The sequence below is a fragment of the Salmonella sp. SAL04214 genome (genome assembly GCF_046550615.1).
Lineage (GTDB): Bacteria > Pseudomonadota > Gammaproteobacteria > Enterobacterales > Enterobacteriaceae > Salmonella > Salmonella enterica.
Map to the genome: position 1 here is coordinate 16294 of NZ_JBGDXT010000005.1, position 23300 is coordinate 39593.

26 protein-coding genes, 3 tRNA genes and 1 pseudogene are annotated in these 23300 nt (G+C 50.0%); 8 read left to right on the plus strand and 22 right to left on the minus strand.

Annotated features, from left to right (window positions below; genetic code table 11):
• Positions 1–14 precede the first annotated feature (14 nt).
• The 5 genes from cheA to flhD all read right to left on the minus strand — a co-directional run bounded on the left by cheA (position 15) and on the right by flhD (position 4895).
• Positions 15–2030, minus strand: coding sequence for a chemotaxis protein CheA (gene cheA, locus ACLJQD_RS10135; RefSeq protein ID WP_017441851.1), 2016 nt, complete (start codon positions 2028–2030; stop codon positions 15–17).
• A 4-nt stretch (positions 2031–2034) separates the two neighbouring features.
• Positions 2035–2964 (minus strand): flagellar motor protein MotB, encoded by a 930-nt coding sequence (gene motB / locus ACLJQD_RS10140; RefSeq protein WP_000795653.1) that lies wholly within the window; start codon positions 2962–2964, stop codon positions 2035–2037.
• Positions 2961–3848 (minus strand): flagellar motor stator protein MotA, encoded by an 888-nt coding sequence (gene motA, locus ACLJQD_RS10145; protein ID WP_000906312.1) that lies wholly within the window; start codon positions 3846–3848, stop codon positions 2961–2963. The genes motB and motA overlap by 4 nt, the downstream gene beginning before the upstream one ends.
• 124 nt (positions 3849–3972) lie before the next feature.
• Positions 3973–4557, minus strand: coding sequence for a flagellar transcriptional regulator FlhC (gene flhC / locus ACLJQD_RS10150; protein WP_000605987.1), 585 nt, complete (start codon positions 4555–4557; stop codon positions 3973–3975).
• A complete protein-coding gene (gene flhD, locus ACLJQD_RS10155; protein ID WP_410967613.1) occupies positions 4554–4895 on the minus strand; it encodes a flagellar transcriptional regulator FlhD in 342 nt (113 codons plus the stop codon). Before flhD ends, flhC begins: the two co-directional genes overlap by 4 nt.
• Before the next feature lie 682 nt (positions 4896–5577).
• Between flhD and ACLJQD_RS10160 the strand changes: the two genes are divergently transcribed.
• Positions 5578–5694 carry a hypothetical protein gene (locus ACLJQD_RS10160; RefSeq protein ID WP_001617301.1) on the plus strand — a complete coding sequence of 39 codons (117 nt, stop codon included), beginning with the start codon at positions 5578–5580 and terminating at the stop codon, positions 5692–5694.
• Positions 5691–6119 carry a universal stress protein UspC gene (gene uspC, locus ACLJQD_RS10165; protein ID WP_000122606.1) on the plus strand — a complete coding sequence of 143 codons (429 nt, stop codon included), beginning with the start codon at positions 5691–5693 and terminating at the stop codon, positions 6117–6119. The genes ACLJQD_RS10160 and uspC overlap by 4 nt, the downstream gene beginning before the upstream one ends.
• Positions 6120–6136: 17 nt before the next feature.
• On the opposite strand, the gene otsA is transcribed toward uspC, so the two are convergent.
• From otsA to ACLJQD_RS10185, 4 genes and pseudogenes are all read right to left on the minus strand, one after another.
• Positions 6137–7558, minus strand: a complete 1422-nt coding sequence (gene otsA, locus ACLJQD_RS10170) for an alpha,alpha-trehalose-phosphate synthase (protein ID WP_000089042.1) — start codon at positions 7556–7558, stop codon at positions 6137–6139.
• Positions 7533–8336, minus strand: coding sequence for a trehalose-phosphatase (gene otsB, locus ACLJQD_RS10175; protein ID WP_000840114.1), 804 nt, complete (start codon positions 8334–8336; stop codon positions 7533–7535). Before otsB ends, otsA begins: the two co-directional genes overlap by 26 nt.
• 222 nt (positions 8337–8558) lie before the next feature.
• A pseudogene (araH, locus tag ACLJQD_RS10180) lies at positions 8559–8741 on the minus strand (L-arabinose ABC transporter permease AraH); the annotation flags it as partial.
• Between the two features lie 111 nt (positions 8742–8852).
• Positions 8853–9410: a DJ-1/PfpI family protein gene (locus ACLJQD_RS10185; protein ID WP_000754800.1), complete on the minus strand. Its 558-nt coding sequence runs from the start codon at positions 9408–9410 to the stop codon at positions 8853–8855.
• 550 nt (positions 9411–9960) lie between these two features.
• Here ACLJQD_RS10185 and ACLJQD_RS10190 point away from each other — a divergent pair.
• A complete protein-coding gene (locus ACLJQD_RS10190) occupies positions 9961–10464 on the plus strand; it encodes a non-heme ferritin-like protein (RefSeq protein ID WP_000741707.1) in 504 nt (167 codons plus the stop codon).
• 178 nt (positions 10465–10642) lie between these two features.
• On the opposite strand, the gene ACLJQD_RS10195 is transcribed toward ACLJQD_RS10190, so the two are convergent.
• On the minus strand, positions 10643–11281 hold the full coding sequence (locus ACLJQD_RS10195; protein ID WP_000684804.1) for an RpiB/LacA/LacB family sugar-phosphate isomerase: 639 nt from the start codon (positions 11279–11281) through the stop codon (positions 10643–10645).
• A gap of 255 nt (positions 11282–11536) precedes the next feature.
• Here ACLJQD_RS10195 and ACLJQD_RS10200 point away from each other — a divergent pair, with 255 nt between their 5' ends.
• Positions 11537–11872, plus strand: coding sequence for a YecR-like lipofamily protein (locus tag ACLJQD_RS10200; RefSeq protein WP_000803229.1), 336 nt, complete (start codon positions 11537–11539; stop codon positions 11870–11872).
• A gap of 239 nt (positions 11873–12111) precedes the next feature.
• Complete coding sequence (ftnA, locus tag ACLJQD_RS10205) at positions 12112–12609, plus strand: non-heme ferritin (RefSeq protein ID WP_000920611.1); 498 nt, start codon at positions 12112–12114, stop codon at positions 12607–12609.
• A gap of 45 nt (positions 12610–12654) precedes the next feature.
• On the opposite strand, the gene ACLJQD_RS10210 is transcribed toward ftnA, so the two are convergent.
• The gene (locus tag ACLJQD_RS10210) at positions 12655–12894 is read right to left on the minus strand and encodes a YecH family metal-binding protein (RefSeq protein WP_000377238.1); all 240 of its coding nucleotides are present in this window, start codon (positions 12892–12894) and stop codon (positions 12655–12657) included.
• 226 nt (positions 12895–13120) lie between these two features.
• On the opposite strand from ACLJQD_RS10210, the gene tyrP reads away from it, so the two are divergent.
• Positions 13121–14332: a tyrosine transporter TyrP gene (tyrP, locus tag ACLJQD_RS10215; RefSeq protein ID WP_001562965.1), complete on the plus strand. Its 1212-nt coding sequence runs from the start codon at positions 13121–13123 to the stop codon at positions 14330–14332.
• A 74-nt stretch (positions 14333–14406) separates the two neighbouring features.
• Here tyrP and ACLJQD_RS10220 read toward each other — a convergent pair whose 3' ends face one another.
• The 10 genes from ACLJQD_RS10220 to uvrY all read right to left on the minus strand — a co-directional run bounded on the left by ACLJQD_RS10220 (position 14407) and on the right by uvrY (position 21627).
• A complete protein-coding gene (locus ACLJQD_RS10220) occupies positions 14407–15072 on the minus strand; it encodes a YecA family protein (RefSeq protein ID WP_000781521.1) in 666 nt (221 codons plus the stop codon).
• Positions 15073–15310: 238 nt separating this feature from the next.
• Entirely contained in the window at positions 15311–15637 is a 327-nt protein-coding gene (locus ACLJQD_RS10225; protein WP_000240837.1) for a glucose-6-phosphate dehydrogenase, read from the minus strand.
• 212 nt (positions 15638–15849) lie between these two features.
• Entirely contained in the window at positions 15850–17289 is a 1440-nt protein-coding gene (locus tag ACLJQD_RS10230) for an SH3 domain-containing C40 family peptidase (protein ID WP_077907245.1), read from the minus strand.
• 213 nt (positions 17290–17502) lie between these two features.
• The gene (locus ACLJQD_RS10235; RefSeq protein WP_001747701.1) at positions 17503–17835 is read right to left on the minus strand and encodes a hypothetical protein; all 333 of its coding nucleotides are present in this window, start codon (positions 17833–17835) and stop codon (positions 17503–17505) included.
• 250 nt (positions 17836–18085) lie between these two features.
• Positions 18086–18172: transfer RNA gene (locus ACLJQD_RS10240), tRNA-Leu, on the minus strand.
• A gap of 11 nt (positions 18173–18183) precedes the next feature.
• Positions 18184–18257: transfer RNA gene (locus tag ACLJQD_RS10245), tRNA-Cys, on the minus strand.
• A 52-nt stretch (positions 18258–18309) separates the two neighbouring features.
• A tRNA-Gly gene (locus ACLJQD_RS10250) sits at positions 18310–18385 on the minus strand.
• 151 nt (positions 18386–18536) lie between these two features.
• A complete protein-coding gene (pgsA, locus tag ACLJQD_RS10255) occupies positions 18537–19085 on the minus strand; it encodes a CDP-diacylglycerol--glycerol-3-phosphate 3-phosphatidyltransferase (RefSeq protein ID WP_001160192.1) in 549 nt (182 codons plus the stop codon).
• Positions 19086–19141: 56 nt separating this feature from the next.
• Positions 19142–20974 (minus strand): excinuclease ABC subunit UvrC, encoded by a 1833-nt coding sequence (uvrC, locus tag ACLJQD_RS10260; RefSeq protein ID WP_017441848.1) that lies wholly within the window; start codon positions 20972–20974, stop codon positions 19142–19144.
• Positions 20971–21627 (minus strand): UvrY/SirA/GacA family response regulator transcription factor, encoded by a 657-nt coding sequence (gene uvrY, locus ACLJQD_RS10265; RefSeq protein ID WP_000611323.1) that lies wholly within the window; start codon positions 21625–21627, stop codon positions 20971–20973. The genes uvrC and uvrY overlap by 4 nt, the downstream gene beginning before the upstream one ends.
• Positions 21628–21938: 311 nt before the next feature.
• Between uvrY and ACLJQD_RS10270 the strand changes: the two genes are divergently transcribed.
• Positions 21939–22094: a hypothetical protein gene (locus tag ACLJQD_RS10270; RefSeq protein ID WP_017441847.1), complete on the plus strand. Its 156-nt coding sequence runs from the start codon at positions 21939–21941 to the stop codon at positions 22092–22094.
• A complete protein-coding gene (locus ACLJQD_RS10275; RefSeq protein ID WP_000106483.1) occupies positions 22091–22315 on the plus strand; it encodes a DUF2594 family protein in 225 nt (74 codons plus the stop codon). The genes ACLJQD_RS10270 and ACLJQD_RS10275 overlap by 4 nt, the downstream gene beginning before the upstream one ends.
• 66 nt (positions 22316–22381) lie before the next feature.
• On the opposite strand, the gene sdiA is transcribed toward ACLJQD_RS10275, so the two are convergent.
• Entirely contained in the window at positions 22382–23104 is a 723-nt protein-coding gene (gene sdiA, locus ACLJQD_RS10280; protein WP_001157167.1) for a transcriptional regulator SdiA, read from the minus strand.
• Between the last annotated feature and the right edge of the window lie 196 nt (positions 23105–23300).

The following is a 23300-nucleotide window of genomic DNA, read 5'->3' on the forward strand; positions in this document are numbered from 1 at the left end:
CCCTTCTCACTCAATCAGGCGGCTGTGATCGCCATACGTTGTTCGCGGTTTAAACCCTGCAATGCGGAAACATCAACAATCAGCGCGACGCTGCCGTCGCCCAGGATCGTCGCGGCGGAAATCCCCGGTACCTTGCGATAATTGCTTTCCAGATTTTTGACCACCACCTGGTGCTGACCGATGAGCTGATCGACCAGCAGCGCGTAACGGCGTCCCGCGCTTTGCAGGATCACAACAATGCCCTGCGTGGCTTCGGTTTTCGCCCCGTCCACGTCAAACACTTTCCACAATTCGACCAGCGGCAAATACTCGCCGCGAACTTCCAGAACCCGTTCGCCGCCCGCCAGCGGATGAAGATCCTCTTCACGCGGTTGCAGCGACTCCATCACCGCATTCAACGGCAGGATAAAAACTTCCCCCGCCACGCGAACCGACATCCCATCGAGGATGGCCAGCGTCAGCGGCAGCAGAATACGAATCGTGGTGCCGGAGCCTTGTTTTGACTGGATCTCAACGTGACCGCCCATCTCCTGAATGTTACGTTTCACCACATCCATGCCAACGCCGCGACCGGAGACATCCGTGACCTGTTCCGCAGTTGAGAATCCCGGCGCGAAGATCAACATGCCTACTTCATCGTCGGTCATGTTTTCATTCACCGCCATCCCCTGCGACATGGCCTTCGCCAGGATACGCTCACGGTTAAGCCCCGCGCCGTCATCGGTCACTTCAATACAAATATTCCCGCCCTGATGTTCTGCGGAAAGAATCAGGTTGCCGACAACATTTTTCCCCGCCTCAAGGCGTTTTTCCGGCATTTCAATCCCGTGGTCGAGACTGTTGCGCACCAGGTGCGTCAGCGGGTCGATAATGCGTTCGATCAGGCTTTTATCAAGTTCAGTGGAGCTCCCCACCAGCGTCAGCTCTACCTGCTTGCCCAGTTTGCCCGCTAAATCGCGTACCAGACGCGGGAAACGGCTGAAGACGTACTCCATAGGCATCATACGAATCGACATCACCGACTCTTGTAAGTCGCGGGCGTTACGTTGTAACTGACCCATACTGGTAATGAGATCGCCGTGGTTTACCGGGTCCAGCTCGTTAGAACGCTGGGCCAACATTGACTGGGTAATCACTAACTCGCCGACCAGGTTTATGAGCTGATCCACTTTCTCTACCGCCACGCGAATGCTGGTGGACTCGCGTTCACGCGCAGGTTTTTCACGCCCCGCATGATGTTCATGGGCCGCGCTTTTGGCGGCTGGCGCAACGACTGCCGGAGACGCTACCGGTGCTACCTCGGTTTTCTCTTGCGCTTTTTCAACCGGCGCGGTGACCACTTTTTCAAAAGCGATCTGATCGGCCTCGATGACAAAACAGAGCACCGCGACAATGTCATCTTCCGCGACGCTGCCATCCAGAGTTGCCGACAGTGAATCCGCCCCCTTAACGACATCCGTCAGAGTAGCCAGATTGCCCAACTCTTCTTCAAGCAGATCGACCTCACTGGCTTTCAACCGTGAAAGTACAATGCGCAGTTTACTCTCGTCACGAGGCGATTCGGTTTCGGCTACGCTCTCTTCCTGGATCGCCGCGCTTAGTGCCGCGGTTTCTACGACCGCTGGCGTGGTTTCGCCTTTCGCCTCCAGCGCCAACTGGCGTAGCGCATTGCAGATATATTCGAAGCTTGCGGCATCCGGCTCTTCGGAGTTTTTATAGGCGTCGAGCTGTTCCTGCATAATATCTTTCGTTTCCAAAAACAGGTTGATAATGTCGGTATTGAGCTGCATTTCACCGCGTCGGGCTTCATCCAGCAGGTTTTCCATTAAATGTGTGGTTTCCTGCAGAATAGTGAAGCCGAATGTGCCCGCGCCGCCTTTAATGGAGTGCGCCGCGCGAAAAATGGCGTTCAGTTGTTCAGCGTCCGGGGATTCCGGCACCAAATCCAGCAGATGCTGCTCCATATCAGCCAACAGCTCGTCAGCTTCATCAAAAAATGTCTGATAAAAATCGCTAATATCCATGCTCACGCTATCACCTCGGTTCCGCTTTTGGCGATGTGGGTACGCTTGCCGGCGGGGCTGCCGCAGGCTGTTGTAATACACTTACCGGCTCATTCTGGCTTTCAGCGTTTTCATGCAAAATGGCCTGTTCCGCCTGTTTGTTTAATACCAGCAGGCTTATACGGCGGTTGATGGCATCATCAGGACCGCGATCGCTCAGCCGCATCGTGGCAGCCATGCCAACCACCCGTAATACTTTTCCGTTATCCAGCCCGCCAGCGACCAGTTCGCGACGCGAGGCATTGGCGCGATCGGCGGATAACTCCCAGTTGCTATAGCCTTTTTCGCCGTTCGCGTAGGGAAAGTCATCGGTATGGCCGGCCAGGCTAATGCGATTAGGTATACCGTTTAACACTGGCGCAATCGCACGCAGGATATCGCGCATATACGGCTCAACTTCGGCGCTGCCGGTTTTAAACATCGGGCGGTTCTGGCTGTCGATAATCTGGATGCGCAACCCCTCCTGAACCAAATCAATTTTCAGATGCGGACGTAACGCGCGCAGTTTGGGATCGGACTCGATCAGCTGATCCAGATCGCCACGCAGTTTGTTTAAGCGACTCTGCTCCATCCGTTTTTTCAGCTCGTCGATATTCGGCTGCTTTTCCACTTCACCCTGCTGTTGGGTGTAATCATCGCCGCCGCCTGGTATCGGGCTCTCGCTATTGGCAATCCGATTTCCCCCCGTTACCGCGGTGGCCAACGGCGTACGAAAATATTCGGCAATCTGAATTAATTCTTTAGGGCTGGAGATGGAAATCAGCCACATCACCAGAAAAAAAGCCATCATCGCCGTCATAAAATCGGCGTAGGCAATTTTCCAGGAACCGTGCGCCCCGCCGCCGTGCGGTTTGTGCCTGCGGCGTTTTACGACGACAATGGGATGAGCCTGATTTTTCATGCTTCCTCAGTCGTCTGCTGCTGGTTTGGGTTTCTCACTGCGCGAACGTGTTCTTCCAACTCAATAAACGATGGACGCTCACTGGAATAAAGCGTTTTACGACCAAATTCCACGGCAATCGGCGGCGCATAGCCGTTCAGATTAGACAGCAGTGTAATTTTTACGCACTGCATCATCTTGGTGGTTTCGGCGCTCTTCTGGCGCAAAACGGTCGCTAACGGTGAAATGAATCCATAAGCCAGTAAAATACCGAGGAACGTACCTACCATGGCATGGGCAATCAGCGCCCCCAACTCCGCTGCCGGACGATCGGCTGAAGCCAGAGCGTGAACCACCCCCATTACCGCCGCGACGATACCAAAGGCAGGCAGCGAATCCCCCACCATCGCCAGACTGTTGGCCGGGACTTCCGCCTCGCTTTCATGGGTTTCAATCTCTTCATCCATCAACGCTTCAATTTCGAACGTATTCATGTTGCCGCTGATGATCAGGCGCAGATAATCGACAATAAAATCAAGCATTACCGCATCGGCCAGAATACGCGGATAACTGGCGAAGATTTCACTCTCTTTCGGATTTTCAATATCGCGTTCAAGGGAGAACATCCCCTGCTGGCGTGATTTGGCCATCAGGCGATAGAGCAACGCCAGCAAATCCATGTACATAGATTTTGTGTATTTCGAACGACGAAATAACAACGGGATCGCTTTCATCGTGCCTTTGATGGCCTTCCCGTTGTTGCCGACAATGAACGCCCCTATCCCCGCGCCGCCAATGATGACCAGTTCAGCAGGTTGATAGAGTGCCCCAAGGTGCCCGCCGGTCATGACATAACCGCCGAAAACTGTACCGATAACCACCAGGTAACCTAATAAGATAAGCACGACATCATCCTTCCGCTGTTGACTATGACAGGATGCGCAGTCGGGCGATTAACGCGAAGGCAAGGCAAAAAAAAGCAGCGGTAATGGCTTACCGCTGCTGGAGTGTTTGTCCACACCGTTTCGGTTAAACAGCCTGTTCGATCTGTTCATCCAGCAGTTGTGGAATAATATCGGCAGCATCTCGGGAAAGTTTACGTCTTTTTACTGCGCGGGATGGCGGCTGGCATAAACTACACGCAAAGCTGCCTACGGGCTGATGCGCATGGGTAATAAAGTTCCCACCGCAGCAGTTACAGCTCGACAATTCAAGCAACCCACTTTCAACAAAACGCACCAGCGTCCATGCGCGAGTCAGCGCCAACAACGGCCCTTCAGGCGGTTGCGGACACTGCTCAAGATAAAGCCGATAAGCTTTAATCACCGCATCCACACCGCTGCATAAGCCGGTCTTCAGTAAAAATTGCCAGGCGTTGCAGAACATGGAGGCATGAATATTTTGCTCCCAGGTCATAAACCAGTCTGTCGAAAATGGCAGCATCCCTTTAGGCGGCGGGCTACCGCGTAATTCTTTGTACAGCCTGATGAGGCGACCACGGCTGAGCTGTGTTTCGCTTTCCAGCATTTGTAGACGAGCGCCAAGATTAATCAACTCCATCGCCAACTGGATATCGCGAGCTTCCTGAACAATGCTTTTTTCACTCATTATCATGCCCTTTTCTTACGCGCCGTATCGTCCACTTCATTGAGCAGACGCGTTGAAAGCATGATACCTGTGTGAATCTGCTGTAAATCATCGACGCGCGAATCCTGAGTCAAACGGGTGATCGTCTGATGATCGTCAAACCGGAAATGACAAACTAACTGGTTCGTCTCCGCCAGTTTGACCATCTGCGGCAGGGTCAACGCGCCCAGTGTGTTTGCCATCTCTTCGTTGATACCGAGGCGGAACATCGCAGATGCTTTGTCCTGGACGATCAAACGCTGTGCAAGGAGTAAATATGACAAATTGATGTCATAAATGTGTTTTAGCAACTTGGATGTATGCATTGTTCCCATCCAGAATAACCAACTTTATTTTTGTGCGACGTAGCCGCACCCCGTGATGTCGCCGGGAAGGCCCGGTAAAAGAAGCAAAAAGGTCAAATGCATAGCAGCGCTCAGACATTGTGGACATTGTGACGTATAACGCAGCTTCCCACTGAGATTCGCCTTACACGTTTACATCAATTTTTACAAATGCCTAAGATTTTTCCTAATTCGACGCAACTCTACTCGTCAGCTTCGTGACATACAACGGAGCGGGACGGCGATTTTAGAAAATATGTGATGTAGATCACATAATTTAACGGAATACTTACGATAAAACCATCAGCATGGCTTTTACTTTGTTTAATTAATAACCTAATGTTCACTTTTTCTATTCCACACTGCTGAATAGGGGTACGTCAACACCAAATTCTTTTTTGTTTCTCTCTGTTAAAATAACGCCAGGATAATAGATAACAGGCTATTATTTCTATTTTAGAAACGATTTTATTTTACCTTTAGTAAACAGTGGCTTAAATATTAAACGTTATTAATTAATCTCGTCACAGCATACGCCCTCCGCTGTTAAAAATAAGCTCATTTGATTTAACTTTTAGCTTTCATTGTTCACCCGTTTAAATGAAGCATCCTGGTGGTGTGTAAAAAGTGTCTTATGCCACGATTCTTTACATAAGAATAATTAATGATTAATTATGATGTCCTTCACATTAATGTGGCATTAGCGCATTGCAGAAATGCGATAAACAGAGTAAAGCTAAAGCACAATCTCATATTCTTGCAATCAAGGAGCGAGTTATGAGCTACACCCATATTCTTGTCGCCGTTGCCGTCACCCCGGAAAGTCACCAGCTACTGGCTAAAGCGGTCTCTATCGCCCGCCCTGTCCAGGCGAAAGTAAGCCTGATTACTCTCGCTTCCGATCCTGAACTGTATAACCAGTTCGCCGCGCCCATGATGGAGGATTTACGCGCGGTTATGCATGAGGAAACCGAGAATTTTCTTAAGATGCTGGGGGAAAAGGCGGATTATCCGATTGAACAAACTTTCATCGCATCAGGTGAGTTAAGCCAGCATATTTTGGCTGTGTGCCGCAAACACCATGTTGATCTGGTCATTTGCGGCAACCATAACCACAGTTTCTTTTCGCGCGCGTCCTGCTCGGCAAAAAGTGTCGTCAGCGCCAGCCAGGTAGATGTGTTGTTGGTACCGTTAGCGGGCGACTAGTCGCCGCTCGCGATATTTCAGGCCAGCTTAGGGAACGTCGCCACGTTGTTCTGCTGCTGACGCTCAGGGCTACGCGGCGTGACCTCCTTTAGGTCATGAATAAAACGCTCCTGCCAGCGGTTAATGTCATTTTTAACGATCACGTCCAGCATCTCCGCATGACGCGAAATACGCTCGGCAAGGGGCATCGTTAGCGCACGATTGAGCGCCGCCGCCACGTCATCCCGATCGTAAGGATTGACGATTAACGCCGACGTCAGTTCATTCGCCGCGCCGGCAAACTGTGACAGTACCAGTACGCCAGGGTTAGCGGGGTCCTGCGCGGCGACAAACTCTTTCGCCACCAGGTTCATCCCGTCACGCAACGGGGTGACGAGCCCGACGTCTGAATAACGGAATATCTTCATTAACAGTTTACGGTCGAAATGCTGATTCAGATAATAGAGCGGCGTCCAGCCCAATTGTCCATATTTCCCATTAATCCGGCCTGCTTCCGTCTCAAGCTGGTGGCGAATATCCTGATATGCCTGTACTTCGCCGCGTGACGTAGGCGCAATTTGGGTATAACGAATTTTTCCCCGATGCTGCGGGTAGTTTTCCAGTAGCGCTTCATACGCCAGAAAACGTTCCGGCAGCCCTTTCGAATAATCCAGCCGCTCAACGGAAAAAATATTCTTCACATTTTTCAGTTCCGCCTTGAGCTGCGCCAGTTTAGGCGGCAACGGCCCGGCAGCCTGCAGAGCAATCTCATCGGGCTCAATACCGATAGGATACACTTCTGTCTGGAAGTCTTTACCCCACGCGATATGCTGCTTGCCGCTGCGAGTCGTGACTCGCGTTTGACTCGAAAGGCTATCCAGAAAAGCCAGGCGATCATTTTCGGTCTGGAACCCGAGCAGATCAAAGTCACACAACTGCTCCAGCAGTTCATCATGCGGCGGTAGAGCGTTAAAAATCTCCGGGGTCGGGAATGGAATATGCAGGAAAAAACCAATTCGGTTGTTCACGCCGCGTTTACGCAGCTCGCTGGCAAACGGTAACAGGTGGTAGTCATGCACCCAAATGATGTCGTTCTCTTTAATGAGGGGCAATAACTTATCCGCTAATAACGCATTCACCCGCATATAGCCTTCCCATGCAGGACGCTGAAACTGTACCAGGTCCAGACGATAGTGGAACGCAGGCCAGAGAACCGCATTGGAAAATTGACAGTAATAATCTTCGTAATCTTGTTCACTCAGGTTAAACGATGCCCAGGTAATATTACCTTTTGTCACCTTTTTTAATGGCTCATCCTCGTTACCTGTCTCGCCACTCCAGCCGAACCACAACCCGCCAGCCGCTTTTAGCGCGCCAAGCACGCCAACGGCGAGGCCGCCGGCGCCGCCTTTATTATCCGGGGGGGCAATTCGATTAGATACTACGACTAAACGACTCATAGCCATCTCTCCTGTTATTCATTACTTGTTGTTCTTGTTGTGGATAATTGATTTGTTCCAGCCAGCGCCAGACATCGGGTACGCTTTCCAGCCGCCATGCCGCCTGGGTTGCCCCGACACCCACTTTTACGGAAATTCCGCCAGCGTGATTCACCACGCCAAAGCCAGCCTCATCGGTCAAATCGTCGCCCACAAAAACGGGAATCCGTCCCGCAAAGGGCGCCTCCTGCATAAAGGCGGCAATGGCTTCGCCTTTATTGGTTCCCTTAGGTTTGATTTCCACAACACATTTACCAGGCTGCAACGCCAATTGCGGCCAGTGCTGCGTAACGTGTTGCGCAAGCGCCAACAGCGCCGCTTCATGTTCCGGAGCCTGACGGTAGTGCAGCGCAAACGCCATCCCCTTCGTCTCCAGCTCCGTTCCGGGCAGCGCTACAAGCGTCGAACGTAATAACGCCTCCACCTCACGGACTACCGCTTCAGGAAGGCGCACGATATGGGTTTTACCATTGATGTCACGACGCTCTGCCCCGTGAACGCCAGCGAGCGGAAAGCGAAAAGGCTTCGCCAAAGCATCCAGCTCAGTCATTGAACGCCCTGAAATCAATGCCAGTGCCCCTGCGTTGTGCGCCGCGAGACGGTCTAACAACTGAAGGATTTTATGCGGTACCACTACCTGATCGGGATGAGGCTTTATCTCTGCCAATGTGCCATCAAGGTCAAAAAAATACGCATAGTTCGCAGTGAGTTCGGGGGATACGGTTAACGGTTCTGCCACCCTGGTCTCCTCCTTATCATCATATTGAGACTCACAAACGGTCTCATTAGTCATGTAAGTATAGACAGTGTGACGCTGCTCGCCATTTAGAAAGACCATCGCCAGCCGGGGTAGCGGTTGGCGATGACGTGAAGCTATACTGTTTAGTTGAGTGTTAATTCATCAAATCGTACGCTTCGCTTTTTGCTTATAATGGTCGAAGATAACTGCTGCCAGAAGGATTCAGCCGCGAACCACGTACTGTGCAAAAGGTGAAATGTTGAGCAGGTTCATCGCGTTCTCCACCGTTCCTGATATCAGTACGCTCGCCACCACATATGAGACTTTTCCGAGGCCGCCTTTCAGGAATACACCCCCTAAGACACACGCAGAAATAACGATTAACTCATAACCCAGGGAAGTCATTGACCAGCATGACATAACCCAGAGCGAATTCATCAGCCAAAAGGCAGAAAAGCCAGCACATTAATCCATAACATCAGCCAGCTAATCCTTATGGCCCTGGGTGAATAACGATTACCAGGGATAATAGATATGTTCAGCCTGTTCGCGAACCGGCGCATCGTCTCCCAGCAGTCTGGCGGAAAGGGTTAGCGCGAAATCAAAGACATGACCCAAGCCTTTACCGCTAATTAAATTACCATCTTCAACAACGGGCGCATCCACATAGACACCTTCCGGAACCGCTTTCCACAGGTCGCCGGAACAGACATAACGACGCCCCTTCAGCAATCCGTGAGCACCCAGCACCCTTGCCGCCGCGGAACAGATAGGACAAATTAATTTGCCTGCCGCATCATGACGCGCAACGAAAGCGATCACCGCCGGATTAGCCGCCAGATTAGCGCTCCCCTGTGGACCGCCCGGCAGCACTACCGCATCGAAAAGCGCCTGCTGGCGTTCACTCAGCGTACTGTCCGCAACCATAGGAATATCATGGTAACTCACCACCGCCCGTGATTCAGCACACGCCAGCGTTTCGACATCGATATGCAAACGTCGCAGAATATCAAGAGTAACAATGGCCTCTGCTTCTTCAAATCCTGGCGCCAACAGCACCGCGACCTTTTTCATTGACTGCTCCTTGTTAACGAGTCACCCATCAAAACTGCGCTCAACCGAATAACGTGCTCGTATGATTAATGACATTAAAAATGATCTACCGCAAAATCGACTAGTTTATAAAAACAGGCATATTTGCTCTCAACCGTTTATGCGTGTGATATCCAGACTGGCTAATGTTTATTTTATTGAAATTACCATACTTGAAAGGCTTAACCCATGATCTGAAACAACGTTTCATAAATTACAAATCTATATAATATCATTTAACTTTCAAATGGTTGTAACTGCTCCGCACCAAAAATCATTACACCTGAAAAAATCACACCGCTGAAAATGTAAAAAAAGATAAACAATTGCATTTAAGGATTTTCTTATTTTTATTGACGCGCTATTCTCATTACCGATCGATAAACAGGAAATGAGATCGCATAAGGGACTGGCGGAACGGAGTTCTTCTGCTAAGAGTATTTATTGTGCATAGAGGTAAGAATGTGACAACGGCCCGTTGCATTCTCGTCTGTCATGCACATCAACACTTTCTGGAAATAAGGATATTGTTATGGCAGCTGTAGGAATGGTTCAAAAGCTCAACACGCCAATGAACCTTGAGTTTTACGCATCAAATCTTTACCTCCATCTAAGCGAATGGTGTTCTGAACACAGTTTAACAGGCACCGCCACCTTTCTTCGTACCCAGGCGCAAGGCAACGTGACGCAAATGATGCGCATGTTTAATTTTATGAAAAACGCCGGCGCCACCCCTATCGTTAAAGCCATTGACGTTCCGGGTGAAGAGCTCTGCTCTCTGGAAGAATTGTTCCAGAAAACCCTGGAGGATTATCAGCAACGCGCCAGCACGCTGTCGCGTCTGGCAGATGAAGCGAAAGCGCTGAATGATGCCTCAACGCTCGATTTTCTCCATACCCTGGAAAAAGAGCAGCAGCAGGATGGCGTACTTTTACAAACTATTCTCGAAGAAGTTCGCAGCGCTAAACGAGCAGGGTTATGCCTGGCGCAAACCGATCAGCATCTCCTTAACGTCGTGACCTATCAGCATCACTGATAGCGGCACCCCGAGTGACAATATTGAGACGTTATTAGCCGGATAGCAACGCGAAGCAGCTTATCCGGCCTACACCGTTTCTGGTCTGTTTGCCAGAGGTGGTGCCTGTCGCTACTGGCGTATTATCGGCACATCATGCCAGCCGACAGGCGCGAAACGCCTCTGTCTTGTCCGGGCATTACCCCAGCATCTCACGTACAAACGCTTCTATTTCTTTATTCTGGCCGTTTTCAAACAAACATTGCTGGAAACGCGGCCCTGAAACCGCCGTTTTAACCAGTTCAGGATCGATAGCCCGTAGTGTATCCAGATAATTCTCTTTGACGACCGCGGCCTTAACCTGGTTCAAAATGCCCGCATTGCGTACCTGCGGCGCTTTGCGCTCAGGCGGATACCCCTCGCCTTTACGCCCGGTAAACGCTTTTTCAAAGATGAAACGCACGTTCAGCTCAGCGCCCCAGCCAAAGCCTTTTGCAAATGGCAGGGACAACGCATTGCCGTTGTTGATCTGCGCAAACAGAAAAGCATCTGCCGGATCGATGCAATAGCCACAAATGACACCTGGATGAATATTTAACGACATCAGCGCGCCCTGCCCGGTGCCACAGCCAGTAACCACAAAATCAACCGCGTTTGCATTAAGCAAAATACTCGCCATGATGCCCAAGTGAATGTACGTCAGGTGATGGTCATTTTCGTCGCACATGCCGACGTTAAAAACGGGAAATCCCTTTTCATTGGCGACGGCGCTAAGTTCGTTATAAATGATGGCATTTTTGCTGGCCTGGCTATTTTCCATCATCAATGCAATTTTCATCGTGTTCCTCCTGAATGCAGACGGTCGCGCCTGCGTATATCATGACGTTTTGCCCACATTACACATTTGAGAACACGCATTCAAATTTAATGAAACCAAGTTTCATTAAATGAAGAGACGCTCACACATTTTCTGTTCCCGCTGTAAACCTCCTGCCGTTACCTTTAATCAAGGCGAATCCGTAAGTTATTCCAGCCATTGACGGTGCAAGACACGAGGTAGCATGGTCTGATACCGAATTGTCGGAGCGATTTTATGAAGCCTCTTATTTTTACTCTTTCACTGCTAGCCCTGACGGGATGCACCATTACTCGACAAGCGCAGGTCAGCGAAGCCAGCCCGATAAGCGGCATCGTGCGCCTGACGTATAACCAGCCGCTATTTTTTACTTCACGGACAGATGACTATGTATCTCACGGGACCGCAACACGCGAATGCCAGCAGATGGGCTATGCCGATGCCGTTTCGTTTGGTCAGCCGGTAGGAACCTGTAGCATTTATGCGGGCTCGTTGTGTCTGAACACCCGATTTACCCTCTCCTGGCAGTGCCGGGGCGTTGCCGTCCCGCAAATCATGCCGCTTTATTATTAAGGCGGCTGGCTTAACGCCGACACCATGTACAATGGAGGAGAGCGCAGGGTCGCTATTGCCAGCATGAAGGTGCTGGCTTTTCTTTATTTTTATACGCTATACACTGGCGTTAATGCGTTTTATTCCCATTCGTATTTTTAATAATTAAATTTAATATTTTACCTTTTGCAAATAATAAAATAACAAATTATAGTGGCGCCACATTACCGTATATCTTTTGCTATTTGTGGAGCGGAACCATGCTGAAAACAGAAATGATCGACAAACTGAATGAGCAAATGAATCTGGAGTTGTACTCCTCCCTGCTCTATCAACAAATGAGCGCGTGGTGCAGCTATCACAGCTTTGAAGGCGCGGCCGCATTTCTTCGTCGCCATGCGCAAGAAGAGATGACGCATATGCAGCGCCTGTTTGACTACCTTACCGATACCGGAAGCCTGCCGCGCATTCATACCGTTTCTTCGCCCTTCGCTGAGTACGCCTCGCTGGATGAGCTGTTCCGCGCGACCTATGAGCATGAGCAGCTTATTACGCAAAAAATTAATGAACTGGCTCATGCCGCAATGACCAGCCAGGATTATCCGACATTTAATTTCTTGCAGTGGTATGTGGCAGAACAGCATGAAGAAGAAAAACTGTTCAAATCTATTATTGATAAATTAACGCTGGCGGGAAAAAGCGGCGAAGGGCTTTATTTCATTGATAAAGAACTCTCCACCCTGGATACGCAAAATTAATCCAGCAAGTCCTTACACGGTGAGACGCGCTCTCACCGTGGCGTATTAATGGCGGCAGATTTTACTCTCATGCGTTGAAAAACCGTCCTCCACGGCAATAAACTTTCCTTTCGCCGCCAGAAACGCGACCAGTTCCGCCGCCGTCATATCTGACGCTGAACAGGTGTGAAATCGTGCCCGCTCGCCAAAGCGCGCTTTTATTGCCGCCTCCAGCGAGGTATGCGTGTACTGCTCGCCAGACTCAATCATCATGTTGAGTACTTCGTGACCGTGAATGGAATCCATAATCCCTCCTGAATAAAACTCGTAGCCTAATGTGTCCGTGTGCGAGCGACTTTGCGCTAGCGCAGGTTTGCGGCGGTTGTCCGCGCCTCCTCCCATATTCGCTTTTACGCCCGGAACTGTAAATTTTACAGTACACCCATTGTAACGACCATTTGACGAAAATAGCGTAATGCCTTACCCTGCGCCGCGGATATCACCGTTCTTTGTTACCGGGGTAGTAGAAAGCGTGAAAAACAGAACTCTGGGCAGTATTTTTATCGTGGCAGGCACCACTATCGGCGCCGGGATGCTGGCAATGCCGCTGGCAGCGGCTGGCGTTGGTTTCAGCGTCACGCTGGGATTGTTGATTGGCCTGTGGGCGCTGATGTGTTATACCGCGCTACTATTACTGGAGGTATATCAACACGTTCCGGCGGATACCGGACTGGGCTCGTTGGCAAAACGCTATCTTGGACGTTACGGACAGTGGCTTACGGGATTCAGTATGATGTTCTTAATGTATGCGCTCACCGCCGCCTACATTTCCGGAGCCGGAGAATTACTGGCATCCAGTATTAATAACTGGCTTGGCGCCACGCTCTCGCCCGCTGCCGGGGTGCTGCTGTTCACCTTTGTTGCCGGTGGGGTGGTGTGTGTGGGCACCTCGCTGGTCGACCTTTTTAACCGCTTCCTGTTTAGCGCAAAGATCATTTTTCTGGTCATCATGCTTGCGTTGCTCACGCCACATATTCATAAAGTAAATCTTCTTACGCTTCCTTTACAGCAGGGGCTGGCGTTATCCGCCATACCGGTCATTTTCACCTCGTTTGGTTTTCACGGAAGCGTACCGAGTATAGTGAGTTATATGAACGGCAACATTCGCCGGCTGCGTTGGGTCTTTATGACGGGTAGCGCCATTCCGCTAGTGGCCTATATTTTTTGGCAGCTCGCCACGCTGGGAAGTATCGACTCGCCGACATTCAGAGGGCTACTGGCCAGCCATGCCGGGTTAAATGGCCTGCTGCAGGCGCTCAGAGAAGTGGTCGCTTCGCCACATGTCGAACTGGCGGTCCACCTGTTCGCCGATCTGGCGCTGGCGACCTCTTTTCTGGGCGTAGCGCTAGGATTATTTGATTACCTGGCCGATCTATTCCAGCGCCGCAGTACGGTGTCCGGACGCCTGCAAACCGGGCTGATTACCTTTCTGCCGCCGCTGGCGTTTGCGCTTTTCTACCCACGCGGATTTGTGATGGCATTAGGCTATGCCGGCGTAGCGCTGGCAGTGCTGGCACTGCTCATCCCTGCTATGCTGGTCTGGCAATGCCGTAAACAGAGCCCTCAGGCGGGATATCGTGTGGCAGGCGGCACGCCAGCGCTGGCGCTGGTGTTTATCTGCGGCATTGTCGTGATTGGCGTCCAGTTTTCGATCGCACTGGGGTTCCTGCCCGATCCAGGTTAATGTCAGGCAAAGATTACCGGGCCCGGACGCCGTCCAGGCTCGATAATCATCACGCTATGGCCGTTTACGAGCCATTAATGCAGGCAGCACTGCTTAAATTTTTTGCCGCTCCCGCATGGACAAGGATCGTTACGCCCCACTTTCACCTCTGCTTTTATCGGCATCTGTAGCGGCGTCGTGTGCGGATGCGCCATCCACCAGGCATGCAGCTCAAGCGCCGCGATACGGATAGCATCAACGCTTTTATCGAACGCTTCCGGGCTCATTTTATCCAACAGCGCAAAGTTTTCTTCCGTGCCGTGTAAGGCAATCGCTTCCAGCGCCGGTTTTAGCGTATCCGGCAAGTCAGACCAGTCGGACAGCGACACTCCGCGCATGTAACCAAAGCACCATTCTTCAACAATCGTTAATTCATGGCCATCAACTTCTCGCAGGCCAAACAGCGGCTCGAACTGTTCTGGATAGTCTTCAAGCCGGGCGGCTGTGTCCGCCATGTGCTGGAACACCAGATCCATAAATCGCGTCATTTCTTTTTCAGATGTCCAGCGCGGTACGTACGCGGGTCCCCCCCATATCGCGACCAGCCACTGTTCCGGCTCGATGGGACGCGGAGAACTTAGTACCGCAGTAATCAGACCGTCCAGCTCCGCGACATCCAAAATGGCCTGATCGGTATTGTATTTCGTCAGCACATCATCCAGCCATTCCAGCTCGTTCTCGTTTAATGGTTCCATTTTCATAACGCTTTTCCTCAGTGATGACTTCCGCCTGTAGGCCTCTTACATTGCAGCGGATAAAAATAATTTTTTTGCAGGCAGTTTGGATGGCAACCATCAGGGGCCAGATTAACACGAAATGAGGAGGATTCCGGAAGTTAACGCACAAAAGGAGGATCAGGGCGCAGATTTTCCGCCAGAAAGCGCTCGCCCCACACAAAAGCGAGAGATGGGTTTCTCGCTATATTATACTCATGCTAACTTATACCACCGCCGCGGACAGATAAAACCGCCCTCTCAAATAGAGCTTATTTTCAGTAAAAAAGTGTTTAATGAGTTCGTCTACCGCTTCTCTGTCAGCAGAAAAGGTTATTTCCATAAACAGCGTATCGTACCCTATTTTGATATTTTTTTTCTTACAGTAAACACGGATCTCATCCTGCACACTCAGCAACGGCAGGCTAAATGTGTATAGCGGTTGCGGTTCTTTTTTCGCCGCTTTCTCAAAAACTTTAGTGACCAGATCCCCAAGATCGCGCTCTGACCGGGCACCGTTATTAAAATGCAATAAATTACGTCTTTTTACCACCCAGCCTCCAGCCAGATACCGCCAACAATAACTCTCACTTCAATGTGTGAGGCACATAATCACATCCAGAATCAGCTCCAGATAGTATTTCAAATAAACAGCCCGCACTATAGCGCATACTTTTTTCAGACACAGTTTACAGGGATACTCTCTTTATATCCACGAGCACGGTTGCCTTAATCATATCTTCCGCGATAACACAGTTTGTCAACCTATTCTATATAACCAAGCTTAAACAGAACCTTACCAGCCAGCGATATCAGCTCAGGATTTTCAGGATAAAAACGCAGTAACGGCAAAAATACCGCCTCACCGATAATGCTCCGGCTATTAGCATGGTTTGGGCGCAATCCCCAGATATTCTGATAAGTCATCGGCACAACCTGCCCATTCATGGTTGTGTTACCGATATACAGCATAATATGCCCTGGAATATAGACCAGCGTAGTAAACGGTTTTCCGTATCTGGTGAGATAATCGATCCGCATTTGGGGATTTTTATGACTAAGATCGACCCCCCGTCCAGCAGACTCTACCTGCGCGGATGAATGTCTGGGCAGGAATATGCCAAACGGCATTAACAGGCTGCGGACTTCGGCTGAACAATCATTATAAAAGTTAAAATTTCCCCAACCGTAGGGGGCGCCGTGCATTGCTTTCATTAGCACGGCGATATTTTCCGGCGTCATTTTCCACGGCATAGCCGTAAACTCGTTACCGCTTAGCCAGACCCAATGGATAAACGCGCGACCGTTGCTGCCGCGAACTGGCGCCGCAATCAGGAACTGGCCCGCCCGTTGATGTCGGAACGGTAAAATAGTGCCCGGTCGGCCGGTGAAATAATAGACGCCTGCGGCATGGACAGAAACCGGCGCGTTGATAAATGCCCCCAGTTGCTTGTGAGCGAGCAAAACCCACTGTGTTATAAATTTCTGATCCGTACTGGCAATATCTTCACTATGAACCCAGCCAGTTACCGCTGGTGAAACGACATATTGCCAGCGTTGGTCTTTGCTCTTCGTCAGCGTATAGACCGGCGTACCGGGACGCAGCGAAGACATTTGTAAATTATCAAACGGATACCCCTCGCCTGCCTGACGGGGATCGTTAAAGAGCGGGTCGTCCGTTGGCAGCGCTCTGACTAAACTTTCTCTGACCATAATACCTCGCCGGGAGGCATGATAGATATTGTCAATCTGCGTATCCGTATTCCCTCTAACCTCCTCTTTCCAGCGAGAGGTATAAAGTCTGAAGTTTTCCCCCCAATAAGCACTGCCGTCGCTAAGAAACTGCTTAATACTGGCATCCCGGGCCTGTGCTGCGTTTTTTTTCAGCAATGCGGTAATATAAAAACCATTCCACGGCGAGTGCGCTTCACTGTCCATTCCGAAATAATGAGATTTTAGTGCGCTAAAGTAGCGTTGTTGGGTAGCACTATCAATAACCGGAATAGTGTAATCAGCCGAGTCCGGAGGTATCCATTTATCAACCGACTGTGAATAATCCGCTAACGGAAAGCGTGTTTTTGTCGGGTCAATATAGCTCCCTGTGAGAATTTCATCTTTGGCTGTTGATCGGTTGGTCGTCTGGTGGCAAGCGGTGAGGCACAATGGTATCAATAAAACGGCCCAGGTTTTCTTTTGCATCATCATCTCCGTAAAGCGGGGAAAGCATAATATAGAGACTGACCAAAACCGCCATTCACGAAAACCCGAAATTATCTGTAGTTGACCTGTTATTAAGACAATATTGCAAAACGTGATTAAAGCATGAAGTGGATCACATTACCTAGTGATGAATATTAGTTCGCTATCTACCTTTAATTAAATTGTGCAGAAAATACCCCTGAACAGTTATATACTCGTTTAATTTGCATAAATACTCCACTGACCCGCCCCTGTTTTTTTCAGACAATACATACTGTAGCGCGTCAGTTCTACTTTTTTTATATACTCTGCAAAGTCATTTTCATCGACGTTGCCAATAAAATTACGCGCATCACATGTCGAAGAGGAAAGCTCACCGGGAAGAGAGTAGGTTACGATTGCACTCTCAGGCTCATACAAAATAAAAAAAAGTAGCAAAGCGCAACCTACAATCCCAATATTAATGAAGCTAATAAATAATTTTGCATTATCGGTATATTTCACTGGCAGACCTACTCTCTTTAATAAAGCAGGCATAAAACATATCAGCATTTTTTATAGAGATTAATGGATTTTATCGGCTGATTTACCCGATGTTTAGTATTTACCAGCCATAAGTTCTTGCGGGTCGGTAGCACATAACTGCTGTACTGGCAGAAATGCCGCTACCGGTGTTTTTTTACTGTGTATCGCGCTGGAAAGTTCACGCTCGCGGTCGGCATACAAACTGAAGGCACAAAAAAACCACCCGTAGGTGGTTTCACGACACTGCTTATTGCTTTGATTATTCTTGTCTTTCCCATGGTACCCGGAGCGGGACTTGAACCCGCACAGCGCGAACGCCGAGGGATTTTAAATCCCTTGTGTCTACCGATTCCACCATCCGGGCTCGGGAAAAATTGGAGGCGCGTTCCGGAGTCGAACCGGACTAGACGGATTTGCAATCCGCTACATAACCGCTTTGTTAACGCGCCAAATTTTTTTGGCTTTTCAGCCAGCATCCGCTTTACGCCAATGCTTTTAAACTGGAGCGGGAAACGAGACTCGAACTCGCGACCCCGACCTTGGCAAGGTCGTGCTCTACCAACTGAGCTATTCCCGCAGTATCAAGCAACTTTGTTAATCACTTGATTTTGTTATCGTCTGGCAATCAGTGCTGCCGTTCGATGCGTTGCATTCTACTTACCTGACGCACTGAGTCAACGATATTTTTCGTCACTCACGATCGTTTGCTGAAATTTGCGGCGAAACGATCACTGATCAAGCAAATCTCCGCGTGCAGCGCTCAAATATTGCAACATGGACCACAACGTTAGCACCGCTGCGACAAAGAAAAGCGCGATCCCGGCATACTCTACCCAGATATTCGGACGCCACAAGAGCCACGCCAGCGCCACCATCTGTGCGGTAGTTTTGACTTTACCGATCCAGGAGACCGCTACACTACTGCGTTTGCCCAGCTCCGCCATCCATTCACGCAGAGCAGAGATAATAATTTCGCGGGCTATCATCGTCGCCGCAGGTAACGTCACCCACCAGCTATGATAATGCTCGGTGACCAGCACCATGGCGATCGCCACCAGCACCTTGTCGGCGACGGGGTCGAGGAAAGCGCCGAAACGCGTACTCTGGTTCCAGCGTCGCGCCAGAAAGCCGTCAAACCAGTCGGTAATAGCGGCAATACAGAAAATCAGCGCGCTGACCATCGGCGCCCAGGCGAACGGCAAATAAAACACCACGACAAAGAATGGAATCAGGATGACGCGAAACAGCGTGAGCAACGTAGGGATATTAAATTGCATAGTGACGGGTAACTATCTGTTGTCAGTGAAATTACCCCTATGTTGCTACAGTGGCCTCAATGTTTCAACGACCAGAAGATCTTTTCTGCCAGACCTTGCGAAATACCCGGCACTTTTGCAATTTCTTCTACGCTGGCGTTACGTAGTCCTTGCAAACCGCCCATATATTTCAGCAGCATCTGGCGACGTTTAGGCCCAACGCCTTCAATAGTTTCCAGCGTACTGGTATTTTTAACCTTCGCGCGTTTTTTACGGTGCCCGCCGATCGCGTGATCGTGCGACTCATCGCGAATATGCTGAATAACATGCAGCGCCGGCGAGTCCGGCGGCAGGCTAAACCCCTCGCCTTCCGGTTCAAAAAAGAGTGTTTCCAGACCGGCCTTTCTGTCCGCGCCTTTGGCGACGCCAAGCAGCAAAGGGCGATGCTTATCCCAGGAGACATCCAGCTCAGCGAAAACGGCTTTCGCCTGGGCGAGCTGCCCTTTTCCGCCGTCGATCAGAATAACGTCCGGAATCTTACTTTCTTCTATGGCCTTGCCATAACGCCGACGTAGCACCTGATTCATCGCCGCGTAGTCATCACCCGGCGTGATGCCCGCGATATTATAACGACGATACTCGGCGCGTAACGGCCCGTTAGCGTCAAATACCACACAGGATGCGACCGTTTGCTCCCCCATGGTATGGCTGATGTCAAAACACTCCATCCGCTTGATCGCAGGAAGTTTTAATACCGCCGCCAGCGCAGTCAAACGCTGCGTGATGGTGGACTGCTGCGAAAGTTTTGTAATTAAGGCCGTTGCCGCGTTGGTCCGCGCCAGCTTGAGATAACGGGCGCGATCGCCACGCGGTTTTGTCTGGACATGAATACGCCGTCCGGCAAGTTCCGACAACGAGTCGGCAAGCAGCGTTTTATCGCTAAGATTAAAATCGAGCAGTATCTCGCCCGGTAGCGTACGCATCTGGCTACCCTGCAGGTAAAACTGCCCGACAAAGGTTTCCACCACTTCGCCCAGTTCCGTACCGCCAGGTACTTTTGGAAAATAGCTGCGGCTGCCCAGCACCTTACCCTGGCGAATAAACAGCACATGCACACAGGCCATACCCGCATCAAAAGCCACGCCGATCACGTCGAGATCGTCGCCCGCATTGGAGACAAACTGTTTTTCCGTGACCCGGCGTACCGCCTGGATCTGATCGCGAATACGCGCCGCCTCTTCAAATGCCAAATCCTGGCTGGCCTTTTCCATCCGGGCAATCAGCTGTGTTAAGACCTGGTCGTCCTTGCCGGACAAAAACAACCGGACATACTCCACCTGTTGCGTGTACTCCTCCTCGCTGACCAGTCCTGCAACGCAGGGGCCTAAGCAGCGGCCAATCTGGTATTGTAGGCAAGGACGCGAGCGGTTGCGATACACGCTGTTTTCGCACTGGCGGATAGGGAAAATTTTCTGTAACAGCGCCAGCGTTTCCCGCACGGCATAGCCATTAGGAAATGGACCGAAGTACTCGCCTTTCGCATGTTTGGCGCCACGGTGCATCGCCAGACGCGGATGGGTATCGCCGCTCAGAAAAATAAAAGGATAGGATTTATCATCACGCAACAACACGTTGTAACGCGGTTGATACAACTTGATGTAATTATGCTCAAGCAGCAGCGCTTCCGTTTCGGTATGCGTTACCGTGACATCAATGTGTTGAATTTGCGCAACTAGCGCTTCGGTTTTACGCGAAGCCAGGTTGCTGCGAAAGTAGCTGGAAAGACGCTTTTTCAGGTCTTTTGCTTTACCGACATAGATAACCGTACCGCCGGCGTCATACATACGATAGACACCGGGTTGGCTGGTAACGGTTTTCAAAAATGCCTTTGCGTCAAATATTTCACTCACTGGCTTGTTAACGTCTCCGCATTACACAGGCCATGGCGGATTGCCAGGTGAGTCAGCTCAACATCACCATGAATGTTTAATTTACTGAACATGCGATAGCGATAGCTGTTCACCGTTTTAGGACTGAGATTCAGCTGTTCTGAAATCTCATTGACCTTCTGACCCTTGGTGATCATCAGCATAATCTGCAACTCGCGTTCAGACAAACTGGCGAACGGCGTTTCCGTTTTTGCAGGCTCGATCTGACTGAGCGCCATCTGCTGAGCGATATCGGAGGCGATATAACGTTGTCCGGAATACACCGAACGAATAGCGCTCACCACCTCCTGAGGCGCAGCGCCTTTGCTGAGATAGCCAGCTGCGCCAGCCTGCATCACTTTGGCGGGCAACGGGTTCTCCGTATGGACGGTCAGCATGATCACTTTGATATCCGCTGTCGATCGGGCAATTTTACGCGTCGCCTCAAGGCCGCCAATACCGGGCATGTTCATATCCATCAGCACGACGTCAACGGCGTTAGTACGGCACCATTTTACCGCATCCTCTCCGCAGCACGCTTCACCGACAACTTTAATGCCCTTTATATCTTCAAGAATGCGTCGTATCCCTGCGCGCACCAGTTCGTGGTCATCAACAAGAAGAACGTTGATCAAAGGAATATCTCCAGAATAGGGATAACGCTACTGATAGTTAATCGCCCTTATATTAGCTGGTTTTATCTCAACTTTGAAACGTAAAAAAACACCGGGTATTCGATTTTGCTCTCGTTTTTGGAAATTATGTTGTACGTCGTGTGGCAACTACCAACGTTGTAGCCCCTTCTGACGGCGCTGTCCCGGGCTGCTATTTCATAATGGTGACAAAAATTTCACGTTCCGCTGTCTAAACACTAATTAGGGAATCAACTTTGTAACAATAATTAACGAGTAAAATACGCGTAATAAACAAAGAATGAAGAAAATATATGCATCACGCGGCAACGTTTATTTTGTGGGTAACCCCTCCGCTTTTTGATCAAAAAACAACCACTGATATTTTTAGCGTAGCTTATGGTATACTCCGCCGCCTTAACATCTGCTATCGCACATTTTCACTGAAACATAACGAGGAAAATAAATGAGTACGCCTGATTTTTCCACCGCTGAGAATAATCAAGAACTGGCTACTGAAGTCAACTGCCTGAAAGCCATGTTAACGCTGATGCTACAGGCGATGGGCCAGGCCGATGCTGGGCGCGTGATTCTTAAAATGGAAAAACAGATCGCGCAGATGGATGATGAAGCACAAGCGGCGGTATTTTCCAGTACGGTTAAGCAAATTAAACAGGCTTACCGCCAGTAGTAAAAAACCGGCTGTTAGCATCGCTTTCAGCCGGTTTCGCGTCTGGCGCGAAGCATCGTCAGCACGTCATATCAGACCTGTCGCCGCAGCGTAGCAGGCAATCTGTGTTTTATTTGGCGCATTGAATTTCTTCTGCATGTTTTTCTGATGGAAGTTAACGGTATTTTCAGAAATCGACAGAATAATGGCGATCTCCGATGAGGTCTTCCCTTCCGCCGTCCACTTCAGAATCTCTTTCTCACGTTTACTGAAACGCATCTCAGGCGCCATCACCATGTCGTCTTCAAATCTTGTCAGCGCCGAAAGACTCTCCCGCGCCAGCAGTTGCAACCTCAGCTCCACTTCATCGTAGGTAAACGAGGAGCAGCGTAAACTGCTACGGGAGAAAGATAAAAAGCCCAGCGCCCGGTTCGGCAACATCACACACTGGGTTACGCCTCTGCGTAATCCGAAACGCTGGGCGGCATCCCACATCGCCTGCGCTTCATGAAATAGCACGTCATCCCAATGTAAATGACCTTGCCTGAAATTTTCCGGCTTTAATACCGGATCGATCGCGAAATAGTTTTCGGACTGGTAATGCGTTACCCACGCCGGAGGATAAGTGGTACGAAGCGATATTTTAGGCCGGGTAAAGGGGACGGGATGACGAACACACAGGGCATAATAATCAAATTCCAGCCGCTGTGTCTGATATTGCAATTCAGTATAAACATCCTCTGCTGCCGCCATCTCCTGAAAGCGTAACAACATTGCGCGTCGCCAGGTGAAGAAATCATTTTCCTGCATATTTTATGGTCACGCCTTTGATATTGATAATCATTATTATGAATGACTTAAATTAACACATAAATAGTGTTTATATATAAGAAATATCGGACGAAACGTAGAATACTTGAGCGGCATTACACTTTTTTGGCTTCCGCCTGAGAGCGAGGTTAATAATCTGGCAGAATGAGTTCATAATTATTCATTGCGCTCGCCC

What these genes read in the sequence shown, in the direction of transcription:
- otsA (WP_000089042.1), bottom strand. Translation starts at nt 7,558, where the DNA reads ATGAGTCGTTTAGTCGTAGTATCTAATCGAATTGCCCCCCCGGATAAT.
- ACLJQD_RS10275 (WP_000106483.1), top strand. Translation starts at nt 22,091, where the DNA reads ATGAGTACGCCTGATTTTTCCACCGCTGAGAATAATCAAGAACTGGCT.
- ACLJQD_RS10235 (WP_001747701.1), bottom strand. Translation starts at nt 17,835, where the DNA reads ATGCTGATATGTTTTATGCCTGCTTTATTAAAGAGAGTAGGTCTGCCA.
- ACLJQD_RS10190 (WP_000741707.1), top strand. Translation starts at nt 9,961, where the DNA reads ATGGCAGCTGTAGGAATGGTTCAAAAGCTCAACACGCCAATGAACCTT.
- motB (WP_000795653.1), bottom strand. Translation starts at nt 2,964, where the DNA reads ATGAAAAATCAGGCTCATCCCATTGTCGTCGTAAAACGCCGCAGGCAC.
- flhD (WP_410967613.1), bottom strand. Translation starts at nt 4,895, where the DNA reads ATGCATACATCCAAGTTGCTAAAACACATTTATGACATCAATTTGTCA.
- pgsA (WP_001160192.1), bottom strand. Translation starts at nt 19,085, where the DNA reads ATGCAATTTAATATCCCTACGTTGCTCACGCTGTTTCGCGTCATCCTG.
- sdiA (WP_001157167.1), bottom strand. Translation starts at nt 23,104, where the DNA reads ATGCAGGAAAATGATTTCTTCACCTGGCGACGCGCAATGTTGTTACGC.
- ftnA (WP_000920611.1), top strand. Translation starts at nt 12,112, where the DNA reads ATGCTGAAAACAGAAATGATCGACAAACTGAATGAGCAAATGAATCTG.
- ACLJQD_RS10220 (WP_000781521.1), bottom strand. Translation starts at nt 15,072, where the DNA reads ATGAAAATGGAACCATTAAACGAGAACGAGCTGGAATGGCTGGATGAT.
- ACLJQD_RS10185 (WP_000754800.1), bottom strand. Translation starts at nt 9,410, where the DNA reads ATGAAAAAGGTCGCGGTGCTGTTGGCGCCAGGATTTGAAGAAGCAGAG.
- ACLJQD_RS10160 (WP_001617301.1), top strand. Translation starts at nt 5,578, where the DNA reads ATGATTAATTATGATGTCCTTCACATTAATGTGGCATTAGCGCATTGC.
- ACLJQD_RS10200 (WP_000803229.1), top strand. Translation starts at nt 11,537, where the DNA reads ATGAAGCCTCTTATTTTTACTCTTTCACTGCTAGCCCTGACGGGATGC.
- flhC (WP_000605987.1), bottom strand. Translation starts at nt 4,557, where the DNA reads ATGATAATGAGTGAAAAAAGCATTGTTCAGGAAGCTCGCGATATCCAG.
- ACLJQD_RS10210 (WP_000377238.1), bottom strand. Translation starts at nt 12,894, where the DNA reads ATGGATTCCATTCACGGTCACGAAGTACTCAACATGATGATTGAGTCT.
- ACLJQD_RS10195 (WP_000684804.1), bottom strand. Translation starts at nt 11,281, where the DNA reads ATGAAAATTGCATTGATGATGGAAAATAGCCAGGCCAGCAAAAATGCC.
- ACLJQD_RS10270 (WP_017441847.1), top strand. Translation starts at nt 21,939, where the DNA reads ATGCATCACGCGGCAACGTTTATTTTGTGGGTAACCCCTCCGCTTTTT.
- ACLJQD_RS10230 (WP_077907245.1), bottom strand. Translation starts at nt 17,289, where the DNA reads ATGATGATGCAAAAGAAAACCTGGGCCGTTTTATTGATACCATTGTGC.
- uspC (WP_000122606.1), top strand. Translation starts at nt 5,691, where the DNA reads ATGAGCTACACCCATATTCTTGTCGCCGTTGCCGTCACCCCGGAAAGT.